Origin of the sequence: Thauera humireducens (assembly GCF_001051995.2) — a bacterium.
GTDB classification, from domain to species: domain Bacteria; phylum Pseudomonadota; class Gammaproteobacteria; order Burkholderiales; family Rhodocyclaceae; genus Thauera; species Thauera humireducens.
Genome location: NZ_CP014646.1, coordinates 4,062,766 through 4,082,825, shown reverse-complemented (window position 1 = coordinate 4,082,825; position 20,060 = coordinate 4,062,766). Strand labels below are relative to the sequence as shown.

13 protein-coding genes, 2 tRNA genes, 1 other RNA gene and 1 riboswitch are annotated in these 20,060 nt (G+C 67.2%); of the genes, 8 read left to right on the top strand and 8 right to left on the bottom strand.

What is annotated here, in order from left to right; all coding sequences use genetic code 11:
• Nucleotides 1–297: 297 nt before the first annotated feature.
• Together cfa and AC731_RS18940 are read left to right on the top strand one after the other, a co-directional pair.
• On the top strand, nt 298–1,506 hold the full coding sequence (gene cfa, locus AC731_RS18945) for a cyclopropane fatty acyl phospholipid synthase (protein WP_205626613.1): 1,209 nt from the start codon (nt 298–300) through the stop codon (nt 1,504–1,506).
• 140 nt (nt 1,507–1,646) lie between these two features.
• A complete protein-coding gene (locus AC731_RS18940) occupies nt 1,647–2,549 on the top strand; it encodes a ZIP family metal transporter (protein WP_048708459.1) in 903 nt (300 codons plus the stop codon).
• 76 nt (nt 2,550–2,625) lie between these two features.
• On the opposite strand, the gene ffs is transcribed toward AC731_RS18940, so the two are convergent.
• Together ffs and AC731_RS18930 are read right to left on the bottom strand one after the other, a co-directional pair.
• Nucleotides 2,626–2,724, bottom strand: an RNA gene (gene ffs / locus AC731_RS18935) — signal recognition particle sRNA small type.
• Between the two features lie 68 nt (nt 2,725–2,792).
• Nucleotides 2,793–4,484: an AMP-binding protein gene (locus AC731_RS18930; protein WP_004259177.1), complete on the bottom strand. Its 1,692-nt coding sequence runs from the start codon at nt 4,482–4,484 to the stop codon at nt 2,793–2,795.
• Nucleotides 4,485–4,728: 244 nt separating this feature from the next.
• Between AC731_RS18930 and AC731_RS18925 the strand changes: the two genes are divergently transcribed.
• From AC731_RS18925 to AC731_RS18910, 4 genes are all read left to right on the top strand, one after another.
• A complete protein-coding gene (locus AC731_RS18925; RefSeq protein WP_048708457.1) occupies nt 4,729–5,550 on the top strand; it encodes an NADPH-dependent oxidoreductase in 822 nt (273 codons plus the stop codon).
• A gap of 37 nt (nt 5,551–5,587) precedes the next feature.
• Complete coding sequence (locus tag AC731_RS18920; protein ID WP_048708455.1) at nt 5,588–7,003, top strand: hypothetical protein; 1,416 nt, start codon at nt 5,588–5,590, stop codon at nt 7,001–7,003.
• Between the two features lie 148 nt (nt 7,004–7,151).
• Nucleotides 7,152–9,011 (top strand): SLC13 family permease, encoded by a 1,860-nt coding sequence (locus AC731_RS18915; RefSeq protein WP_048708454.1) that lies wholly within the window; start codon nt 7,152–7,154, stop codon nt 9,009–9,011.
• Nucleotides 9,012–9,191: 180 nt separating this feature from the next.
• On the top strand, nt 9,192–11,954 hold the full coding sequence (locus tag AC731_RS18910; RefSeq protein ID WP_048708452.1) for a bifunctional diguanylate cyclase/phosphodiesterase: 2,763 nt from the start codon (nt 9,192–9,194) through the stop codon (nt 11,952–11,954).
• A gap of 55 nt (nt 11,955–12,009) precedes the next feature.
• Here AC731_RS18910 and bluB read toward each other — a convergent pair whose 3' ends face one another.
• The 3 genes from bluB to rnr form a co-directional block, all read right to left on the bottom strand.
• Nucleotides 12,010–12,750: a 5,6-dimethylbenzimidazole synthase gene (bluB, locus tag AC731_RS18905; protein WP_048708450.1), complete on the bottom strand. Its 741-nt coding sequence runs from the start codon at nt 12,748–12,750 to the stop codon at nt 12,010–12,012.
• Nucleotides 12,751–12,797: 47 nt separating this feature from the next.
• Nucleotides 12,798–12,991, bottom strand: a riboswitch (cobalamin riboswitch).
• A gap of 35 nt (nt 12,992–13,026) precedes the next feature.
• Entirely contained in the window at nt 13,027–13,779 is a 753-nt protein-coding gene (rlmB, locus tag AC731_RS18900; protein WP_038012626.1) for a 23S rRNA (guanosine(2251)-2'-O)-methyltransferase RlmB, read from the bottom strand.
• Nucleotides 13,772–16,513, bottom strand: a complete 2,742-nt coding sequence (gene rnr, locus AC731_RS18895; protein ID WP_237266646.1) for a ribonuclease R — start codon at nt 16,511–16,513, stop codon at nt 13,772–13,774. Before rnr ends, rlmB begins: the two co-directional genes overlap by 8 nt.
• A 306-nt stretch (nt 16,514–16,819) precedes the next feature.
• Here rnr and AC731_RS18890 point away from each other — a divergent pair.
• A tRNA-Leu gene (locus AC731_RS18890) sits at nt 16,820–16,904 on the top strand.
• 171 nt (nt 16,905–17,075) lie between these two features.
• Nucleotides 17,076–17,160, top strand: a tRNA-Leu gene (locus AC731_RS18885).
• Nucleotides 17,161–17,399: 239 nt separating this feature from the next.
• On the opposite strand, the gene AC731_RS18880 is transcribed toward AC731_RS18885, so the two are convergent.
• From AC731_RS18880 to AC731_RS18870, 3 genes are read right to left on the bottom strand one after another with little or no spacing between them, the layout of a single operon-like run.
• Nucleotides 17,400–18,710: an adenylosuccinate synthase gene (locus AC731_RS18880; protein WP_048708448.1), complete on the bottom strand. Its 1,311-nt coding sequence runs from the start codon at nt 18,708–18,710 to the stop codon at nt 17,400–17,402.
• Nucleotides 18,711–18,713: 3 nt separating this feature from the next.
• Nucleotides 18,714–19,868, bottom strand: coding sequence for an ATP phosphoribosyltransferase regulatory subunit (locus tag AC731_RS18875; protein ID WP_048708446.1), 1,155 nt, complete (start codon nt 19,866–19,868; stop codon nt 18,714–18,716).
• A gap of 5 nt (nt 19,869–19,873) precedes the next feature.
• The gene (locus AC731_RS18870) at nt 19,874–20,059 is read right to left on the bottom strand and encodes a DUF2065 domain-containing protein (protein ID WP_004292984.1); all 186 of its coding nucleotides are present in this window, start codon (nt 20,057–20,059) and stop codon (nt 19,874–19,876) included.
• Between the last annotated feature and the right edge of the window lies 1 nt (nt 20,060).

Genomic DNA, 20,060 nt, shown 5'->3' with positions numbered 1-20,060 from the left:
TGCGTATCGATTGGATCTATCCGACGCTGCTGCCTATGCTGCAGTCGTCAGCCGGCGCTATCCGGCATTGCACGGAGGACCCCGCACATGAATCCGACTACCCGGGATATCGACGCCCTGTTCGATCTGCTGTGCACGGTGTGCGCCGAATTCGCCCTGACCGTCTGAGCCGCGCGCCGCACGCACGGAACGGCCCGATTCCTGCTTGACGTCCGGGCGGAGTTGGATGGCGAAGATCTCCTTCTTCCGCTTCCAGACTTCAAACCCTGACACGGCCGGGAGTACAGGATGGAGAGCATGCACAAGCCCAGCGAAGCGCACGCCCGCAAGCCACGCCCCGCGCACCAGAGTGGCGCGCGCCGCCCCCTCAGGCCAAGGGAGCAGGATCCGGCGCTGCGCGCCATGGCCCGCTTGCTTGCCCAGGCCGACATCGAGATCGACGGCGAGCGCCCGTGGGACATGCGCATCCACCACCCTCAGACCGCCGAACGCATCCTGGCACGCGGCAGCCTCGGCCTGGGCGAAAGCTACATGGAGGGCTGGTGGGATTGCGATCAGGTCGACGAATTCATCGCCCGCGTGCTGCTCGCCCGCCTTGACGAGAAGGTGGGAACCACGGCGCTGATGGTGCAGGGACTGCGCGCGCGCCTGTTCAACCTGCAGAGCCTGCGTCGCACCTGGCAGGTCGGCGAGGTGCATTACGACCTTGGCAACGATTTCTTCGAGGCCATGCTCGACCCGAGCATGGCCTACACCTGCGGCTACTGGGCCACGGCCGATACGCTGGAAGACGCGCAGGCGGCCAAGCTCGACCTCGTCTGCCGCAAGCTCGAACTGCGGCCCGGCATGCGGCTGCTCGACATCGGCTGCGGCTGGGGCAGCCTGATGAAGTTCGCCGCCGAACACTACGGCGTCAACTGCGTCGGCCTGACGATCTCACGCGAGCAGGCAGAGTTCGGCCAGGCCCGCTGCACCGGCCTGCCGGTGACCCTCCGGCTGCAGGACTATCGCCAGTTCAACCGTGGCGGCAGCGAACGCTTCGACTGCATCGCCTCGGTGGGCATGTTCGAGCACGTCGGCGCGAAAAACCAGGGCGCCTTCTTCGAGATGGCCCGGCGCAGTCTCGAGGACGAGGGTCTGTTCCTGCTGCACACCATCGGCAAGAACGTCCGGCGCACGCCGACCGATCCGTGGATCGATCGCTACATCTTCCCCAACGGCGACCTGCCCTCGCTCGGCCAGGTCTGCGACGCCTCGGAGGATTGCTTCGTCGTCGAGGACGTGCACAACTTCGGCGCCGACTACGACCGCACGCTGATGGCCTGGCATGCCCGCTTCGAAGCGGCCTGGCCGCGCTTCGCCGCACGCTACGGCGAGCGCTTCTACCGCATGTGGCGCTATTACCTGCTCGCCTGCGCCGGCACCTTCCGCGCGCGCAGCAACCAGTTGTGGCAATTCGTGATGTCGCCACGCGGCGTGGCGGGCGGCTACCGGCGACCCGGCTGACGCGCCCCGATACCGATGCCCTATCGACCGACTTCGAGCTTTCAATTTGCCCTATCGGCGGATGGACTCCATACTCGGATCACTGATTCGTGCGTTGCCCCGACCGGTGGTGACGTATGCAGATCGAAAGGAGTCCGATCATGGTTGCCAAAGTCGCCCGCCTGCATTTCCTGCCCGCCAGTCCGGCCGGCGCCCTGCGCGCGCTCGCCGGCTGGCTGATCGCGCTCACCGGTTTCGCGGTCTTGTTCGCGCAGGCCGCGCGCGGCCTGGAGGGTTTCAACCTGCCGCTGTCCGGCGCGCTGTCCGGCGGCGCCATGGCCGCCGCCGCTACCGCTCTGGGCGCCGTGCCGCTGCTGGTGATGCGCAGGATCAGCGACGGTGCGCAAGGCATGCTGCTCGGCTTCGGCGCCGGCGTGATGCTGGCTGCGAGCGTGTTCTCGCTGCTGCTGCCGGCTTTCGGTGCCGCCCAGGCGCAAGGCATGGGGCAGACCGGCGCGGCGCTGCTGGTGGCCGTGGGCCTCACCATCGGTGCTGCACTGTTGCTGACGATGGATCGCGCCCTGCCCCACTCGCATGCGCCCGACGGCTCGCGCACCGGCACCGCGGTCTGGCTGTTCGTGTTCGCCATCGCGGTGCATAACATCCCCGAAGGCCTGGCGATCGGCGTCGCGTCCGGTCTCAACGGCACTGGCGCGGGTAGCGGCGACGCCGTCGCCACCGGCATCTCGCTGCAGAACGTGCCCGAAGGCCTGATCGTCGCCATCGCACTGGTGACGGCCGGCTACAGCCGCCTGTTCGCCTTCGGCGTCGCCGCGGTGTCCGGACTGATGGAGCCGATCGCGGCGGTCGCCGGTTCGGTGATGGTGTCGGCGTCCGCGATGATCCTGCCCTGGGGCCTTGCGGGCGCGGCCGGCGCGATGCTGTTCGTGGTGAGCCACGAGATCATCCCCGAGTCGCACCGTCGCGGCCACGAGACGCTGGCCACTGGCGGCCTGATCGTCGGCTTCGTGGCGATGATGCTGATGGACAGCCTGCTCGCCTGAACGACCAGGCTTGAACGACACGCAGAAAAGCCGAAGGGCGCCCACATCGGAGCGCCCTTCGGCTTGTTGCATTCGGGGTGGCGAGCCCGACCCCCGGCACTTGCAGGGAACGGCTGTGGCTGCTGCCTTCCGGCCCTGACCAGGTTCACCGCGCTGCAATGCGGGGAGACCCGCCACAGCCGGCATTGTAGCAGCATGCCGGCCGTACGGGGGCGCATCATCGCCCCCTTGTGCGGGCCGCGATCAGCCCTTCAGCTCGGGGAAGTCTTCCTCGAAGAACTCCAGCTCGCCCCGCGCGTTCTCGCCCCGTGCCTCTTCGGCCTTGCGCAACTCGACGCGGCGGATCTTGCCCGAGATGGTCTTGGGCAGATCGGCGAAGGACAGGCGGCGGATGCGCTTGTACGGGGCCAGGCGTTCGCGGGTGAAGGCGAAGATGTCCTTGGCGAGCTCCTTGCTCGGCTCCTGGCCGGCGACCAGGATCACGAAGGCCTTGGGCACCGCCAGGCGCACCGGATCCGGGCTCGGCACCACCGCAGCTTCGGCCACCGCCGGGTGCTCGATGAGCACGCTCTCGAGCTCGAAGGGGCTGATGCGGTAGTCGGAGGCCTTGAACACGTCGTCGGCGCGGCCGACGTAGGTGATGTAGCCGTCCTCGTCGATGCTGGCGACGTCACCGGTGCGATAGTGGCCATCGCGCATCACTTCCGCGGTCTTGGCCGGATCACCCGAGTAGCCCACCATCAGGCCGACCGGACGGCTGTCGCCGAGCACCAGCGAGATCTCGCCCTCGGTCACCGGGTTGCTGTCCACATCGAGCAGGGCGATCTTGTAGCCGGGCAGCGGGCGACCCATGGAGCCGGGCTTGAGCGGCTGGTCGGGCGTGTTGCCGATCTCGGCAGTGGTCTCGGTCTGGCCGAAGCCGTCGCGGATGGTGATGCCCCAGGCCTTCTGCACCTGCTCGATGACTTCGGGGTTGAGCGGTTCGCCGGCGCCGATCAGCTCGCGCAGCTTGGTCTTGACCGAGGCCAGATCCTGCTGGATCAGCATGCGCCACACGGTCGGCGGCGCGCACATGGTGGTGACTTCGTACTTCACCAGCACGTCGAGCAGAGCCTTGGCGTTGAAGCGGTTGTAGTTGTACAGGAACACGCAGGCGCCGGCGTTCCAGGGCGCGAAGAAGCAGCTCCAGGCGTGCTTGGCCCAGCCCGGCGAGGAGATGTTCATGTGGCGGTCGTTGGGCTTCAGGCCGATCCAGTACATCGTCGACAGGTGGCCGACCGGGTAGGACTGGTGGGTGTGCAGCACCAGCTTGGGCTTGGAGGTGGTGCCCGAGGTGAAGTACAGCAGCAGCGGATCGTCGACGCGGGTCACGCCGTCCGGGGTGAACTGGTCGGATTCGGCCGCGGCCTCCTCGAAGGCCTTCCAGCCGGCGGGCGCGCCGCCCACGGCGATGCGACCGAAGCTGCCCGGCAGGTTCTCGAACTTGTCGGTGTGGGCCTTGCCGATCACCACGTGCTTGACCTGGCCGCGCTCGACGCGGTCCACCAGATCCTCGGGGGTCAGCAGCGTGGTTGCCGGGATCACCACCGCGCCGAGCTTGATCGCGGCGAGCATGGTTTCCCACAGCGGCACTTCGTTGCCGAGCATGATCAGGATGCGCTCGCCGCGCTTGACGCCCTGCTTGCGCAGCCAGTTGGCGACCCGGTTCGAGCGCGCCGACATCTCGGCGAAGCTCAGTTTCGATTCGCGGCCATCCTCCTCGATGATCCACAGCGCCGGGTTGTCGTTGCCCCTGGCCATGGCGTCGAAGTAGTCCAGCGCCCAGTTGAACTCCTTGAGCTTCGGCCACTTGAAGCCGGCGTAGGCAGTGGCGTAATCGCTGCGGTGCTGCAACAGGAAGTCGCGTGCGGCGATGAATTCGGCGACAGCGCTCATGGTATTCCCTCTCCTCGTTGTGATCGAAACCGGTGGCGTCCGGACGGGCACAAGCCCGCCGGGCGCCACATTACGTTGACGTTAACGTAATTCCTGCATCGAGATCAAATCCGCATTGCCCGTTTGCACCCGCCGCGGCGGGGCGACCAGCGCACGCAATCGTTTCCCCTGCCGCGGGAGGATCGCCGAAGCGTCGCCTTGCGCCAATATACTTGTGGTTTTCCCGCAGCATCCGGAGTGATTCATGTCTCTCGACCCGCAACGCCTGCGCGCCCGCTATGGCGATCTCGGCCTTTCGCTTCGGGCGGCCAGCTCGCCGCTCATCGACCACCTGCTCGATCACCGCTCGGTACGCGCCTACCTGCCCGATCCCGTCGCCGACGACGAACTCGCCGCGATCATCGCCGCAGCACAATCGGCTGCCAGCTCCTCCAACCTGCAGGCATGGAGCGTGGTGGCCGTGCGCGATCCGGCAACCCGTGCCGCGCTCGCCGAGTGCGCCGGCGGCCAGGCGCACGTGAAGGACGCGCCGCTGCAGCTGGTGTGGCTGGCCGATCTCGCCCGTCTGCGCCATCTTGCCGAGAAGACGGGCCGTCCGGCGGAGGCGCTCGACTACACCGAGATGTTCCTCGTCGGCGTCATCGACGCCGCGCTGGCGGCCCAGAACGCGGTCGCTGCGGCCGAGTCGCTCGGCCTCGGCACGGTCTACATCGGTGGCATGCGCAACCAGCCGGAGAAGGTCGCCGAACTGCTGGCCCTGCCGCCCGGCGTGGTCGCGGTGTTCGGCATGTGCGTCGGCCACCCGGACCCGGCCCAGCCCGCGGCAGTCAAGCCGCGGCCGCCGCAGTCGGTGGTGCTGCACCACGAGAAATACTCGCTCGAGGTCCAGGCACCGGGCATCGAGGCCTACAACGCCACCATGGCGCGCTTCTACGAAGAACAGCAGATGAACGTGCATGGCACCTGGGCGGTGCATTCGGCAAAGCGCATCGCCGGCCCACAGACGCTGTCCGGACGCGACCGCCTGGTCGAGGCGCTGCACAACCGCGGCTTCAAGCTCAAGTAAGGCCGCCCCGCGGCCCCGCTCATCAAGGAACGCACCGATGCGCAAACGCGACACCATCCTGACCACCGACCAGAAGGCGCTGGCGGTCAACCTCGACAAGTTCAAGTACGGTTCCATCGTCGAGATCGGCGCCGGGCAGGAAGTGGCCCGCCGCTTCTTCCAGGTCGGTGCCGCCGCCGGCACCATCGCCAAGACCATGTCGGCCTACGACATGGCCGTCAGCGACGACATCTACGGCCACGTCGACCGCTACGTCAGCCGCGCCCGCCTGCTGCAGATGCTGGACAAGGAGTTCACCCAGGTGGTGGACCGCCTCGCCCACATCCGGCCGAAGAACACCACCTTCTTCGCCTACGCGGCGACGGTGACCGCGCGCAGCTTCAAGCAGAAGAACGAATGCCACGGCTGGATCGGCGTGCGCCTGCAGCTGCATCCGGGCGCGGCGCCGAGCGACGTCATCCTGCACGTGCGCATGCTCGACGACACCAACGCGCAGCAGTCCGAGGCGCTCGGCATCCTCGGCGTGAACCTGATCCACGGCGCCTTCTTCCACCATGACCAGCCCGAATGGATCGTCGAGGGCCTGGGCGACGGCCTCACGCCCGAGCGCATCGAGGTCGACCTCATCCACTTCTCCGGCCCCTACTTCGAGGAAGTGGAAAACCGCCTGATGAACCTGCACCTGATCCGCAGCTGGCTGACGCGCGCGGTGGTGTTCAACCCCGACGGCGAGGTCGTGGTGCCGGGCGAGCTGTTCTACCGCAAGCCGGTGATGGTGATGCGCGGCAGCTTCAAGCCGGTGACTTGCGTCAATGTGGACATGATGGCCTCCGGCCTGAAGCAGTTCAGCCAGCTCGCCGCGGTCGACGAGACCAGCATCCTGCAGCTGGCCGAGATCACGATGAACTCGCTGATCAGCGGCGACAACGTCGACGGCGCCGACTTCCTTGCCCGCGTGGACCTGCTCACCTCGCAGGGCTACACGGTGATGATCTCCGACTACGTGCGCTTCTTCCGCCTGCGTGCCTACCTGCGGCGCTACACGCAGAAGCCGATCGGCATCGTGCTGTCGGTGCGCGACTTCAACTTCCTGTTCGACGAGAAGTACTACGAGGGTCTGGAAGGCGGCATCCTCGAAGCCTTCGGCAAGCTTTTCCCCGACAACACCCACGTGTACGTCTATCCCTCACGACCGACGGGCGCGCAGCCGGACGAACTGGTCACGCTCGACAACGTCCAGGTGCCCGAGAACTTGCGTCACCTGCTCGCCCACCTCGTGACCAACAAGAAGCTCGTGGCCGTTCATCCGCACGACGACGGCCACCTGCATATCGACGTCACCGAGGTGCTGCAAGGCCTGCGCCGCGGCCGCGGTGACTGGGAAGCCAATGTGCCCGACGCGGTTGCCCGCCGCATCATCGACAGCCGCCTGCTGGGCTTCGATACCGAGTAAGCCCGCGCCCGGGGGCATCGATCGCCCCCGGCCGCCTTTTCGTCATTTACCCGGCATGCGCCGGGCATCTATATTGGAAGCAGGCGCGCCCCGGGGAAGCGGCGGGCCGGGAACACCCCTACGCCCGCCATGAGCACCCGAGGCGCCGATGAAACCCGAGCAGCTGCTGATCCTCGCCATCCTGGCCGCGACCGTCGGCGCCTTCCTGTGGGGCCGATGGCGGCACGACATGGTGGCCGCCGGTGCGCTCCTCGCCTGCGTGCTCGGCGGCCTGGTCGAGCCCGGCGACGCGTTCGCGGGCTTCGGGCACCCCGCCGTCATCACCGTCGCCTGCGTGCTGGTCCTGAGCCGCGGCCTGCAGACTTCCGGCGCGGTGGATGCGCTGGCGCGCGCCATCCTGCCGGCAAAGGCCGGTCGCACGCTCAGCCTCGCCGCGCTGATGGGCCTCGGTGCGCTGCTGTCGAGCGTCATGAACAACGTCGGCGCCATGGCCCTGCTGATGCCGGTGGCAATCCACCTGTCCGACCGGCTCGGGCTCGCGCCCGGGCAGATCCTGATGCCGCTGGCCTTCGGCACCATCCTCGGCGGCATGACGACCCTGATCGGCACCCCGCCCAACCTCATCGTGTCGGGCTTCCGCGCCGCCGCCGGACAGGGCGGCTTCGCCATGTTCGACTTCACCCCGGTCGGGCTCGCCGTGGCCCTGGCCGGCATCCTGCTCGTCGCGCTCGTGGGCTGGCGGCTCGTGCCGGCGCGCAAGCAGGCGGGCATCGAGGGCTTCGAATCGGGGGCCTACATCACCGAGGTGCGTGTCCCCGAGGACAGCAAGGCCGCCGGCTTGAGGCTGCGCGAGATCGAGGAGGCGCTCGCCGATGTCGACGCACAGATCGTCGGCGTGGTGCACAAGGAAGTCCGCCTCATCGCGGCCAATCCGGGACGCATGGTCCACGCCGGCGACATCCTGATGATCGAGGCCGAGGCCGACTCGCTGCCGGACGTGCTGTCCATCCTGGGCCTGAAGCTGGAGGAGGCCGTCAAGCCGGAGAAGACCGACGGGCCTGAAGCGGGCACGCAATCCGGCCCGCAGGCAGCAACGAAGCCCGGTGACGAGAGGGAGGAGGACGAAGACAAGGCGCCCGCCGCGAAGTCGGGCGAGATCGTGCTGATGGAACTTGCGGCACTGCCCGGCTCGCCGCTCGCCGGGCGTTCGGCCACCGACATCATGCTGCGCACCCGCTACGGCATCAATCTGCTGGCGCTCTCGCGCGAGGGACGGCGCTCGATGAAGCGGCTGCGCAGGATCGCCATCCAGCCCGGCGACCTGCTGCTGTTGCAGGGACCACCCGAATCGATCGCGGAATTCGCTGCCGACAAGGGCTGCGTGCCGCTCGCCGCGCGCGAGCTCTACATCCCCGACCGGCGCAAGGCGTGGGAAGCCGTGTCGATCATGGTGCTGGCAATCGTCGTCGCCGCCTTCGACGTGCTGCCGGCGGCAGTGGCGTTCGCCCTCGGCGTGCTCGCCTCGATGGTCCTGAGCACGGTGCCGCCACGTGCGGTCTACGACGCAATCGACTGGCCCATCGTCGTGCTGCTAGCGAGCATGATCCCGGTCGCGGGCGCAATGGAAGCGACCGGCACCGCCGACCTGATCGCCCGCCTGCTGATGGACAATGTGGCGCAGGGCCACGCCGTCGCTGGCCTGCTCCTGATCCTCGTCGTCACCATGTGCCTGTCCGACCTGATGAACAACGCCGCCACGGCCGCCGTGATGTGCCCGATCGCCATCGGTACCGCCTCCGCGCTGGGCGTCAATGCCGACGCCTTCCTGATGGCGGTGGCCATCGGCGCATCGTGCGCCTTCCTGACGCCGATCGGCCACCAGAACAACACCCTGATCCTCGGCCCGGGCGGTTTCGGCTTCGGTGACTACTGGAAGCTGGGCCTGCCATTGGAGATCGTAGTGGTGGCGGTCGGGGTGCCGATGCTGCTGTGGGCATGGCCGTTATGACGATCGCAGAGACACGACGCCGCCGAAAGCCACCGCCTTGGTGCAAGATGCGAAGTGTGACGCACTAGGCAAGCACCCCAGCGTCGTACGGGACAGATTGCCCAAATTGGGGCACATTGCGGGCTGGCGACGCCCCGTGCCTGAATCAGCCCCCGACCACCCAACCATGCCAAGGACGAGATGACGCGTAATTCGCTGCACCTGCGACTCTGGCTGACCATCGGTCTCGCCGTGCTGCCGCTCTTCCTGTTCGTGCTAGTCGACTACCAGGAACGGCGCACGCAGGCTGTCGAGCGCGCACATGCGGAGATCGAGCAGCGCCTCGCCGCCGCCCGGCGCGAAGCGCTCGGCGCCCATCAGATGGTTGAGTTCGTGCTGCGGATCATGGCGCGGTCGAACGACCTGCAGTCGCTCGACGGCACGAGTTGCGACAAGATCGCCCAGCGCCTGCTGATATCGCGCGACGACTTCACCAACATCGGCGCAGCCCTGCCTGACGGCAGCCTGTTCTGCAGCGCACAATCGACGGGCGAGGCGATCAATGTCGCCCATCGCGCCTGGTTCCAGGCAGGCATGCGGGGCGGAGGCATCACCTACGGCGAATTCATCGTCGGCCGCATCTCCGGCAAGCCGGGCATGGCGTTCGGCTACCCGCTGCACGGACCACAGGGCGAGGTGCGCGGCGTGCTGTTCGCCTCGATCTCGCTCGACTGGGTGGATCGGCTAATCGACGACTTCAAGCTGCCTCCGGGCTGGGAAGCCAGCCTGATCAGCATGGAAGGCAAGATCCTGTCCCACCAGCCTGATGCGGATCGCTGGCGCGACCATGTGCTCCCGCCCGAACAGCTCGCCGTGCTGCGTCGGGCGCAGACCGAAGGCAATGGGATTGTCGAATTGCCCGGATTCGACGGCATGCGGCGCCTGTACGGTGTCGCGGCACCCGGCTTTGCGCCCGACAGCGGCCTGATGACGATCGGCGCCCCGCTCGAGCAGTCACTCGACGCCGTCGACCGCCGCTTCCAGCTCCACCTCGCCCTGCTGGCGGCGGTGACGATCCTGTCTGCGCTGCTCGCGCGGCTCTACATCTACCAGCTGATCGAGGTGTGGGCCGTCCGCGTGCGCGACGCGGTCGCACGCATCGCTGCCGGTAGCCTCGGCACGCGCATCGGTACGGGCACCTCGGTGCGCGAACTGGACGAGGTGACGGCCGGCATCGATCGCATGGCGACCGAGATCGAACGGCGCGACGCCGAGCTGCGGCAGCTGTCCATGGCGATCGAACAGAGCCCGGAGTGCATCGTCATCACCGGTACCAACGCCCGCATCGAATACGTCAACGAGGCCTTCTGCCGCATCACCGGCTTCTCGCGCGAGGAAGCGATCGGCCGCAATCCGCGCATCCTCAATGCCGGCCTCACGCCACGCGAGACCTATGAAGAGTTGTGGGCCACGCTGTTGCGGGGCGAGGTCTGGCGCGGCGAGTTCCACAACACGCGCAAGGATGGCGCGAGCTACCTCGAACTGGCCACGATCGCGCCGATCAAGCAGCCCGACGGCACCATCACGCACTACGTCGCGGTCAAGGAAGACATCACCCAGCGCAAGCAGTCCGAGGCGCTGCTGCACCGGCTGGCCTACTACGACGCGCTGACCGGGCTCCCCAACCGCGCCCTGCTGCGCGACCGCCTGCAGCAGGCGATCCGCGGCAGTGGTCGCAGCGAAGCCTGGGGCATGCTGATGCTGCTCGACGTCGACCGCTTCCAGCAACTCAACGACTCGCGCGGCCATGCCAGCGGCGACCAGTTGCTGAAGGAACTCGGCAACCGCCTGCGCGCCGCCATGCGCGAGGACGACACCGTCGCCCGCCATGGCGACGACGACTTCGCCATCGTCATCGAGAACATCGGCGACAATCAGGACGACGCCATCGCGCGCGCGGAGCTCATCGCGCGGAAGCTGCACGCCGAACTCGATGCGCCCTACGCACTCGGCGAGAACGGCGACGAGCCTCACTACGCTACCCTGAGCATCGGCGTGAGCCTGTTCCGCGGCAAGGCGGTCGCACCCGAGATGCTGCTCAAGCAGGCCGAAGTCGCGCTCTACCGGGCAAAGGAAGAAGGACGCAACGCCATCCGCTTCTTCAATCCGGAAATGCAGGCGGTCGTCGATGCCCACGCACGCATGGAAATCGGCCTGCGCGAAGCCCTGCAGGCCGGCAGCTTCCGCCTCGTCTATCAACCCCAGGTCGACCGCCACGGCCGGCTCGCCGGTGCCGAGGCGCTGATCCGCTGGCCAGGCACCGACGGCAAGATGATCTCGCCGGCCGAGTTCATTCCGCTGGCCGAAGACACGGGCCTGATCGTACAGATCGGCCAGTGGGTGCTGAGCACCGCCTGCGCACAGATCGCGCAGTGGCAACAGGCGCCGGCAACCCGCCAGCTTTCGATCGCGGTCAACGTGAGCGCGCGGCAGTTCCACCAGGCGGACTTCTTCGCCATGGTGCGCCGTACGGTCGAAGGCGCGGGCATCGACCCGAGCCGGCTCAAGCTCGAGCTGACCGAAAGCGTGATCCTGGGGGATCTCGACGAAACCGTGGCGCGCATGAACCAGTTGCGCACGCTCGGCATCCAGTTCGCACTCGACGATTTCGGCACCGGCTACTCCTCGCTGTCCTACCTCAAGCGCCTGCCCTTCGCCCAGCTCAAGATCGACCAGTCCTTCATCCGCGACATGACGGAGGACGAAGGCAGCGAGACCATCGTGCTGGCCATCCTGTCGATGAGCCACGCACTCGGCCTCGAGACGATCGCCGAAGGTGTCGAGACGCCGACGCAACGCGAGTTCCTGCGGCTGCACGGCTGCGAGTTCTATCAGGGCTACCTGTTCGGCAGGCCCTTGCCGATCGAGGCCTGGGGCGACTTCCTCGCCACCCTATCCGACTGAATCTTGAGCCGCTGCCAGGGCAAGGCGTCGAGCACGGCCGCCGCGGTCGAAACCCCTACTTCAGGATCGGCCACACCCGCCCGATCTCGTCGACCAGCCGCTCGCCCGCCTCGTCCGCCCTGCCCTGCCAGCCGTCGAAGTGCAGCAGTTCGGTCAGCGGCATGCGCTTGAGCCAGCCCGCCGACTCCAGCTCGGGCTTGTCATAGAAATGGCTGACGTAGCCGATGCACAGATAGGCGATCGGCACGATGTCCTGCGGAATGCCGAGCGCCTCGCGCAGGGTCTGCTGATGCAGGATGCTGACCCAGCCCACGCCCAGGCCCTCCGCGCGGGCGGCAAGCCACAGGTTCTGCACCGCGCACACCGCGCTGTAGACGTCCATCGCGCCGATGTGGGTGCGGCCGATCACCACCGGGCCGTTGCGGCTGCGGTCGCAGGTGATGCACAGGTTGACCGGCGCCTCGAGGATGCCCTCGAGCTTGAGCTTGCGATAGGTGTCGCGCTTGCCTTCCTCGAACATCAGCTCAGCCTCGGCATGGGCGGCGCGGAAGTCGGCTTGGATCTTCTGCCGCACTTCGCGCGAGCGCACCAGCACGAAGTCCCACGGCTGCATGAAGCCGACCGACGGTGCATGGTGGGCGGCCGTCAGCACGCGCGCGAGCACCTCGTCCGGGATCGGGTCGGGCAGGAACTGGCCGCGCACGTCGCGCCGGGTGTGGATGGCCCGATAGACGGCGGCGCGCTCCTCGGCACTGAACTGCGGATCGGTCTGGACGGCCTGCGAAGGACTGCTCATGAAATTCCCCTTGTCGTAGAGCAGTGGACAACCGCCGACCAGGCGGCTGCTTGATACGCTTCGGGGCCGGTCTTCCGGCTGTGGATCATCTCGTCCGGGCGCCTTCCCGATCCTTGCGGACCAGTGGCTGGGCAAACCATGCCCGGACAATCCCCATCACGGCGCTGGGCGCGCAGCGGAGTTGCACCGCTTTCCCGATTCTCCCGCGACTGGCGCGGGCACCCCGAAGCTCGAAGGGCGAGAGGTTACCCCAAAGACGGGGCTCGCCGGAACCGTTCAGCCGCGCTGGCGACGCGCCTCGAACAGGCAGATGCCGCTGGCGACCGACACGTTCAGGCTCTCGACACTGCCGTGCATCGGGATGCGGGCGAGTTCGTCGCAGGTCTCGCGCGTCAGGCGGCGCAAGCCGTCGCCTTCGGCACCCAGCACCCAGGCCACGGGCACCTTCTGGTCGATCTCGTACAGAGACTTCTCGGCCTCGCCGGCGGCACCGACCACCCACACGCCGGCATCCTGCATCTCGCGCAGTGCGCGGGCCAGGTTGGTGACGGTGATGTAGGGCACGGTGTCGGCCGCACCGCTGGCGACCTTGACCGCCGTGGCGTTGAGGCCCACCGCGCGATCCTTCGGCGCCACCACCGCATGCGCACCGGCGGCGTCGGCCACGCGCAGGCAGGCGCCGAGGTTGTGCGGGTCCTGCACGCCGTCGAGCACCAGGATCAGCGCATTCTCTTCGAGGCTGTCGAGCACGTCGGCGAGCTTGATGTCGCGCCGCGTGGCGTCGACCTTGGCCACCACACCCTGGTGGCGCCGCGTGCCGACCAGCGCGTCGAGCTTGTCGCCTTCGCTGGACGTGATGCGTGCGCCCGCGGCCTCGGCCTGGGCAACGAACTTGCGCACTCGGGCGTCCTTGCGATCGCCGGACAGGAAGATTTCCAGCACCGAATCCGGCGCGTGGCGTAGCTTGGCGGAAACGGCATGGAAGCCGTAGATGAGGCGGGTGGAGACAGTTTCTGGGGCTTTAGCCACGGCGGGTTCCCTTGGTCGAGGTCTTGCCGCCAGAACGTGCGGCCGGTTTGGAGGCGCGCGATTCTACCGGCTCGGCAGCGGTCGCGGACGCCTTCACCGCCTTCGCAGCGGATTTCTTCGCCGGCTTGGCTGCAGGCTTCACCTTGGCGCCCGCCTTGACTTTGGACTTGGCCTTGGCGGCGGGTGCCTTTGCCTTCTTCGCAGGCTTGCCCTCCGCCTTGTCCGCCGCCTTGCGCTTCTTGCCGGCCCGCGCGCTGGCCGCCTCCTCTGCCGCGAGTTTCTGCGCCGCTGCCTCCTGGTCGGCCGCCTTCTGCCAGATATCGTCGAGCACGCTCGCTTGCGGCGCCTTCTGCGCGGAAAGCGCCGTTGCGGCCTTGACGCGCGACTTACGCGCCGGTGTCACCGGCGTGGGGGGCGTTTCCGGCACGGACTGCGCCTTGACCCGGGGCTTGCGCGCCGGCTTTGCCGCGATGGCGGCCGGTTCAATCACTTCTTCGGCCGGCGCGGCGGCAGGCTTCGCCCGCGCCTTCCTTGCCGGCTTGGCGACCTCCACGGCGGACGCCGCGGCCGGTGCTGCCACGACGACGGTCTCCACCGCGGCCTTGTCGGCAGCCGTCCTTGTCGTTCTGCGCGCACGCCGAGGCGCGGGAGCCGGCGTCTCCTCCACCACGGCGACAGGCTTCTCGACCGCCAGCGGACCTTCGATCAGGCGGAAGTCGATCTTGTTGGTGGCCATGTCGACCCGCACCAGCTGCACCTTGACCCGATCCGACAGGCGGAACTGCTTGCCCGTGCGCTCGCCCAGCAGGGCGTGGCGGGTCTCGTCGTAGTGGAAGTAGTCGCTGCCCAGATCGGAGATGTGGAGCAGGCCCTCAATGAAGATGTCGTCGAGGGCGACGAAGAGGCCGAAGGACACGACCGCCGACACGCTGCCGGTGAAGATCTCGCCGACGCGGTCCTGCATGAAGTAGCACTTCAGGAAGGCGACCACGTCGCGCGTGGCGTCGTCGGCGCGGCGCTCGGTCATCGAGCAGTGCAGGCCGATCTGCTCCCAGTCGCCGGGGCGGTACTGCTCGCCCGCCAGCGCGGCCTTGATGCCGCGGTGGATCAGCAGGTCGGGATAGCGCCGGATCGGCGAGGTGAAGTGGGTGTAGGACTCGTAGGCGAGGCCGAAGTGGCCGACGTTGTCCGGGCTGTACATCGCCTGCTTGAGAGAACGCAGCATCACGGTCTGCAGCAGCTGGGCGTCGGGACGATCCTTGACCTGCTCGAGCAGCTTGGCGAAGTCGCCCGCGCGCGGCTCGTCACCACCGCCCAGGCCGAGGCCGAACTCCTTGAGAAACTCGCGCAGCTTGGCGAGCTTGTCCTCGGAGGGGCTGTCGTGCACGCGGTACAGCGCCGGGTGCTCGCGGCTGGCGAGAAAGTCGGACGCACACACGTTGGCGGCGAGCATGCACTCCTCGATCAGACGATGGGCGTCGTTGCGCACTTCGGGCACGATCTGCGCGATCTTGCCGTTGTCGTCGAAGATCATCCGCGTCTCGGTGGTCTCGAAGTCGATCGCGCCGCGCTTGGCACGCGCCTTCAGCAGCACGCGGAAGAGCTGGTCGAGGTTCTCCAGGTGCGGCAGCAGCGCAGCCAGCTCGTTGCGCACCGCCGGATCCTTGTCGTACAGCGCCGCGGCCACCTGGGTGTAGGTGAGGCGCGCATGCGACCAGATCACCGCGGGGTAGAAGCGGTAGGACTTGATGTCGCCGGTCATCGAGATCGCCATGTCGGCAACCATCGCCAGGCGCTCGACCTGCGGGTTCAGCGAACACAGGCCATTCGAGAGCTTCTCGGGCAGCATCGGGATCACCCGACGCGGGAAGTACACCGAGTTGCCGCGCTCGAAAGCGTCCTTGTCGAGGCCATTGCCGGCGCCCACGTAGTGCGATACGTCGGCGATCGCCACGATCAGGCGGTAGCCCTTGCCCTGGCGCTCGCAATACACCGCGTCGTCGAAGTCCTTCGCGGTCTCGCCGTCGATCGTCACCAAGGCCAGTTTCGTGAGGTCCTCGCGACCCGCCCAGTCCTTCTTGCGAACCGCTGCCGGGAGCTTGCGCGTCTCTGCCTTGGCCTCCGCCGAGAACTCGAACGGCAGGTCGTGCTTGCGCAGGGCGATCTCGATCTCCATGCCCGGGTCGGCATAGTTACCCAGCACCTCCACGATGCGTCCGATCGGCTGCGTGACCTGGGTCGGCTGCTCCACCAGTTCGACGGTCACGATCTGGCCGGGCTGAGGCTTCTTGCGCCCACCCGGGGCGATCAGGATGTCCTGCGCCAGGCGGCGGTTCTCAGGCACGACGATCATCACGCCATGTTCTTCGATCACCCGGCCGACCACACGCGTGTTGGCGCGCTCGAGCACCTCCACCAGCTTGCCTTCGGGGCGGCCGCGACGATCCTGGCCGGCGATCCGGACCAGGACACGGTCGCCGTGCAGCAACTCGCGCATCTCCTTGGGTCCGAGAAAGATATCCGCGCCGCCGTCATCGCGGCGCAGGAAGCCAAAGCCATCGGGGTGGCCCTCCACGCGGCCCTTGATGAGGTCGGCCTTGGCCGGCAGCAGGTAGGCGTCGCGCCGGTTGCGCACGATCTGACCCTCCCGCTCCATCGCACGCAGGCGGCGGTCGAAGTGCTCGCGTTCGTGGGACTGGATGTCGAGCGCGACGGCCAGTTCATCGAACACCATCGGCACCCCGCGCTCAGCCAGCACCTGCAGCACGTACTCGCGGCTCGGCAACGGCTGCTCGTACTTCTGCGCCTCACGTTCGTGGAAGGGATCGGCCAGGCGGATCGCACTGACGTGTGCAGCCGCAGCCTTGTGTGCAGCACGGCCACGGCCCGCAGCCGATGCGCCGGCAGCCCCCCCGCGACGGGACGCCGCAGAACTCCGTCCGGCGGGCTGGCGATTTTGAGGGGCGGTGCGTGCTTGTGTATTTTTCGTTCTACGAGTCATTGACAATCTTCTTTCAGTGCTTATAATGCGCGTCTTCTTGCCCAGATGGCGGAATTGGTAGACGCACTAGTTTCAGGTACTAGCGCCGCGAGGCGTGGAGGTTCGAGTCCTCTTCTGGGCACCAGTTTCACAGGAAAGCCGCTCTTCGGAGCGGCTTTTTTGTTGTTCGTTTGCTTTTTGCATGTAGTCCGCAGCCCATTCACTTTCGCTGACGATGTCGATCTCCATCGCCGCAATCGAAGAAGCGACGAAATACTTTGCAGGCGCGATAACCTCTGCTATTATGCGCCTCCCTGCCCAGATGGCGGAATTGGTAGACGCACTAGTTTCAGGTACTAGCGCTGCGAGGCGTGGAGGTTCGAGTCCTCTTCTGGGCACCAGTTGCAGGGAAAAGCCGGCTAACAGCCGGCTTTTTTCGTTTACGCTGCCGTGCGCGTGTTGCTGTGCCAACGGCGCTATTGCAGACAACGCCACAGCACGCGCAACGACACCCGCAAACGAGGAAGCGGCGCCCCCGGCAACACGACCGCCCGGGGCGACCCTGCGCACGAACGACACCGCTTCCATCACGAGGCCTGCGCAGCCAGACAACGGCCCACGCAAGCTTTCGAACCGACGATCAGGCGCCAAACGGATGACGACGCAGGATCGTCTCGTCGCGCTCGGGCCCGGTCGAGATGACGTCGATCGGGATCTCGCAGATCTCCTCGATACGATGCAGGTAGGCACGCGCCTCCTGCGGCAGCGCGTCCCAGCTCTGCGCGCCGAAGGTGGTGCCGCTCCAGCCCTTCATCGTCTCGTAGATCGGCTCGCAGCGGGTGACCTCTTCCGACCCCATCGGCAGCAGGTCGATACGCTTGCCATCGAGCATGTAGCCGGTGCAGAGCTTGAGCTCTTCGAGTCCGTCGAGTACGTCGAGCTTGGTGATGCACAGCCCGGTCACGCCGTTGATGATGATCGAGCGCTTGAGCGCCGCCAGATCCAGCCAGCCGCAGCGACGCTTGCGCCCTGTCACCGTGCCGAATTCCCGCCCCTTCGTCGACATCTGCTCGCCGGGGACGCCCTTGGTGTCGATATCGAGCTCGGTCGGGAACGGACCACCGCCGACGCGGGTGCAGTAAGCCTTGGTGATGCCCAGCACGTAGTGCAGCCGGCTGGGACCCACGCCCGAACCCGCGGCAGCCTGGCCCGCCACGCAGTTGCTCGAGGTGACGAACGGATAGGTACCGTGGTCGATGTCGAGCAGCGTGCCCTGGGCACCTTCGAACAGGAGCGAACCACCCGACTTGTTGATCGCGTAAAGCTCGGCGGAGACGTCCGACACCATCGGCAGCAGCTCTTCTGCATCGGCCATGGCCTCGTCGAACACCGACTGGAAGTCCACCGGCTCGGCACCGAGATGCTGGGTGAGCACGAAGTTGTGGTACTCGAGGTTCGCCTTCAGCTTCGCGGCGAAGCGCTCGCGATCGAACAGGTCATACACGCGCAACGCGCGGCGGGCGACCTTGTCCTCGTAGGTCGGACCGATGCCCTTGCCGGTGGTGCCGATCTTGTCGCCAGCCGACTTGGCAGCCTCGCGCGCGCGATCGAGCGCGCTGTGATAACCGAGGATCAGCGGGCAACCCGGGCTGATGCGCAGGCGATCCCTCACCTTGATGCCGCCGGCTTCCAGCGTACGGATCTCGGCCAGCAGATGATGCGCGTCGAGCACCACGCCATTGCCGATGAAACAGGCCACGCCCTCGCGCACAATGCCGGAGGGCACGAGATTGAGCTTGTACTCGGCCTGGCCGATCACCAGCGTGTGGCCGGCGTTGTGCCCACCCTGGAAGCGCACGACGCCCTTCGCGTGGTCGGTCAGCCAGTCGACGATCTTGCCCTTGCCCTCATCACCCCACTGGGTACCGACGACGACGACGTTCTTTGCCATTTCTTACTCTCCCTGTAACGACACGACCGCCCAGCGATCGCCCCGCTTCACCAGTTGCCGGTCGCAGCCGGCCTCGTTCCAAGTTCCATCATGTCCGGGCAGTGCGGTGACGACGATCTCGCCGCGCGCGCGCAGTGCCGCCACCTCCCGATCGAGCCCCTCGTCGTCGACACAGGGCGCCAGGATGCCCGCGGCTTCGCCGGGCGTCGGCAGCCGCCACACCAGTTCGCGCAGATCCAGGCTGAAGCCGGTGGCCGGCCGCGCCCGACCGAAGGCCTCGCCAACACGGTCGTAGCGGCCGCCCAGTGCGAGCGCCGCGGGCGAATCCGCACCGTAGGCCGCGAAGACGATACCGCTGTGATAGTGATAGCCGCGCAGATCCGACAGGTCAAAACTGATCGGCAGATCGGCCAGCGCCGCAGCCAGCTGGCGCAGTTCGCCGAGCAAGGCGGCGATCTCCTCGTCCTGCGGCAGACAGGCCGCCGCCCGCTCCAGCACCTCCGGCCCACCATACAGGCTCGGCAGCGCCAACAGCGCCGAGCGCACCGGCTCCGCGACGTCGGCCAGCACGACGCGCAGCGTGGGCACATCCTTGGCCTGCAGCAGGTCGAACAGCTCCTCCTCGCGCCCCGGCACCAGGCCGGCACGGGCGGCCAGCGCATGAAACAGGCCCACGTGGCCGATGTCGATGCGCGAGGCCGGCACCTCAGCCAGGCGCAACACCTCGGCCAGCAGGCGCAGGATCTCGACGTCCGCCTCGATACCGGCGTGACCGTAGAGTTCGGCGCCCAGCTGCAGCGGCTCTCGCGTCGCAGTCAGCGTCGACGGCAGGGAATGCAGGGCGCTGCCGCAATAACAGAGGCGCGACACGCCCTGACGATTGAGCAGATGCGCATCGATGCGCGTGACCTGCGGCGTCATGTCCGCACGGACGCCCATCGTGCGGCCCGACAGCTGATCCACCAGCTTGAAGGTGCGCAGCTTGAGGTCCTGCCCTGCACCGGTGGTGAGCGAATCGAGGTACTCGAGCAGCGGCGGCATCACCAGCTGGTAGCCGCGAACGCGGAAGGCATCGAGCAGCCGACGACGCAAGGTCTCGAGCTGGTGGGCTTCGGACGGCAACGCGTCCTGGATGTGATCGGGCAATACCCAGCGCATGGGGTTCAGCTCAGGACAAAAAGAAGCAACACGCCCGCCAGCATCGAGGTCAGACCGATGAAGCGGATCTGACCGTCAGCCATGCTGGCGAGACGCAAAAAAGTTTCGCGCCAGGCGGCTGGCGCGACAAAAGGAAGGATGCCTTCGATGATCAGCATCAGCGCGAAGGCAGTCAACAGGGAAGCACCCATG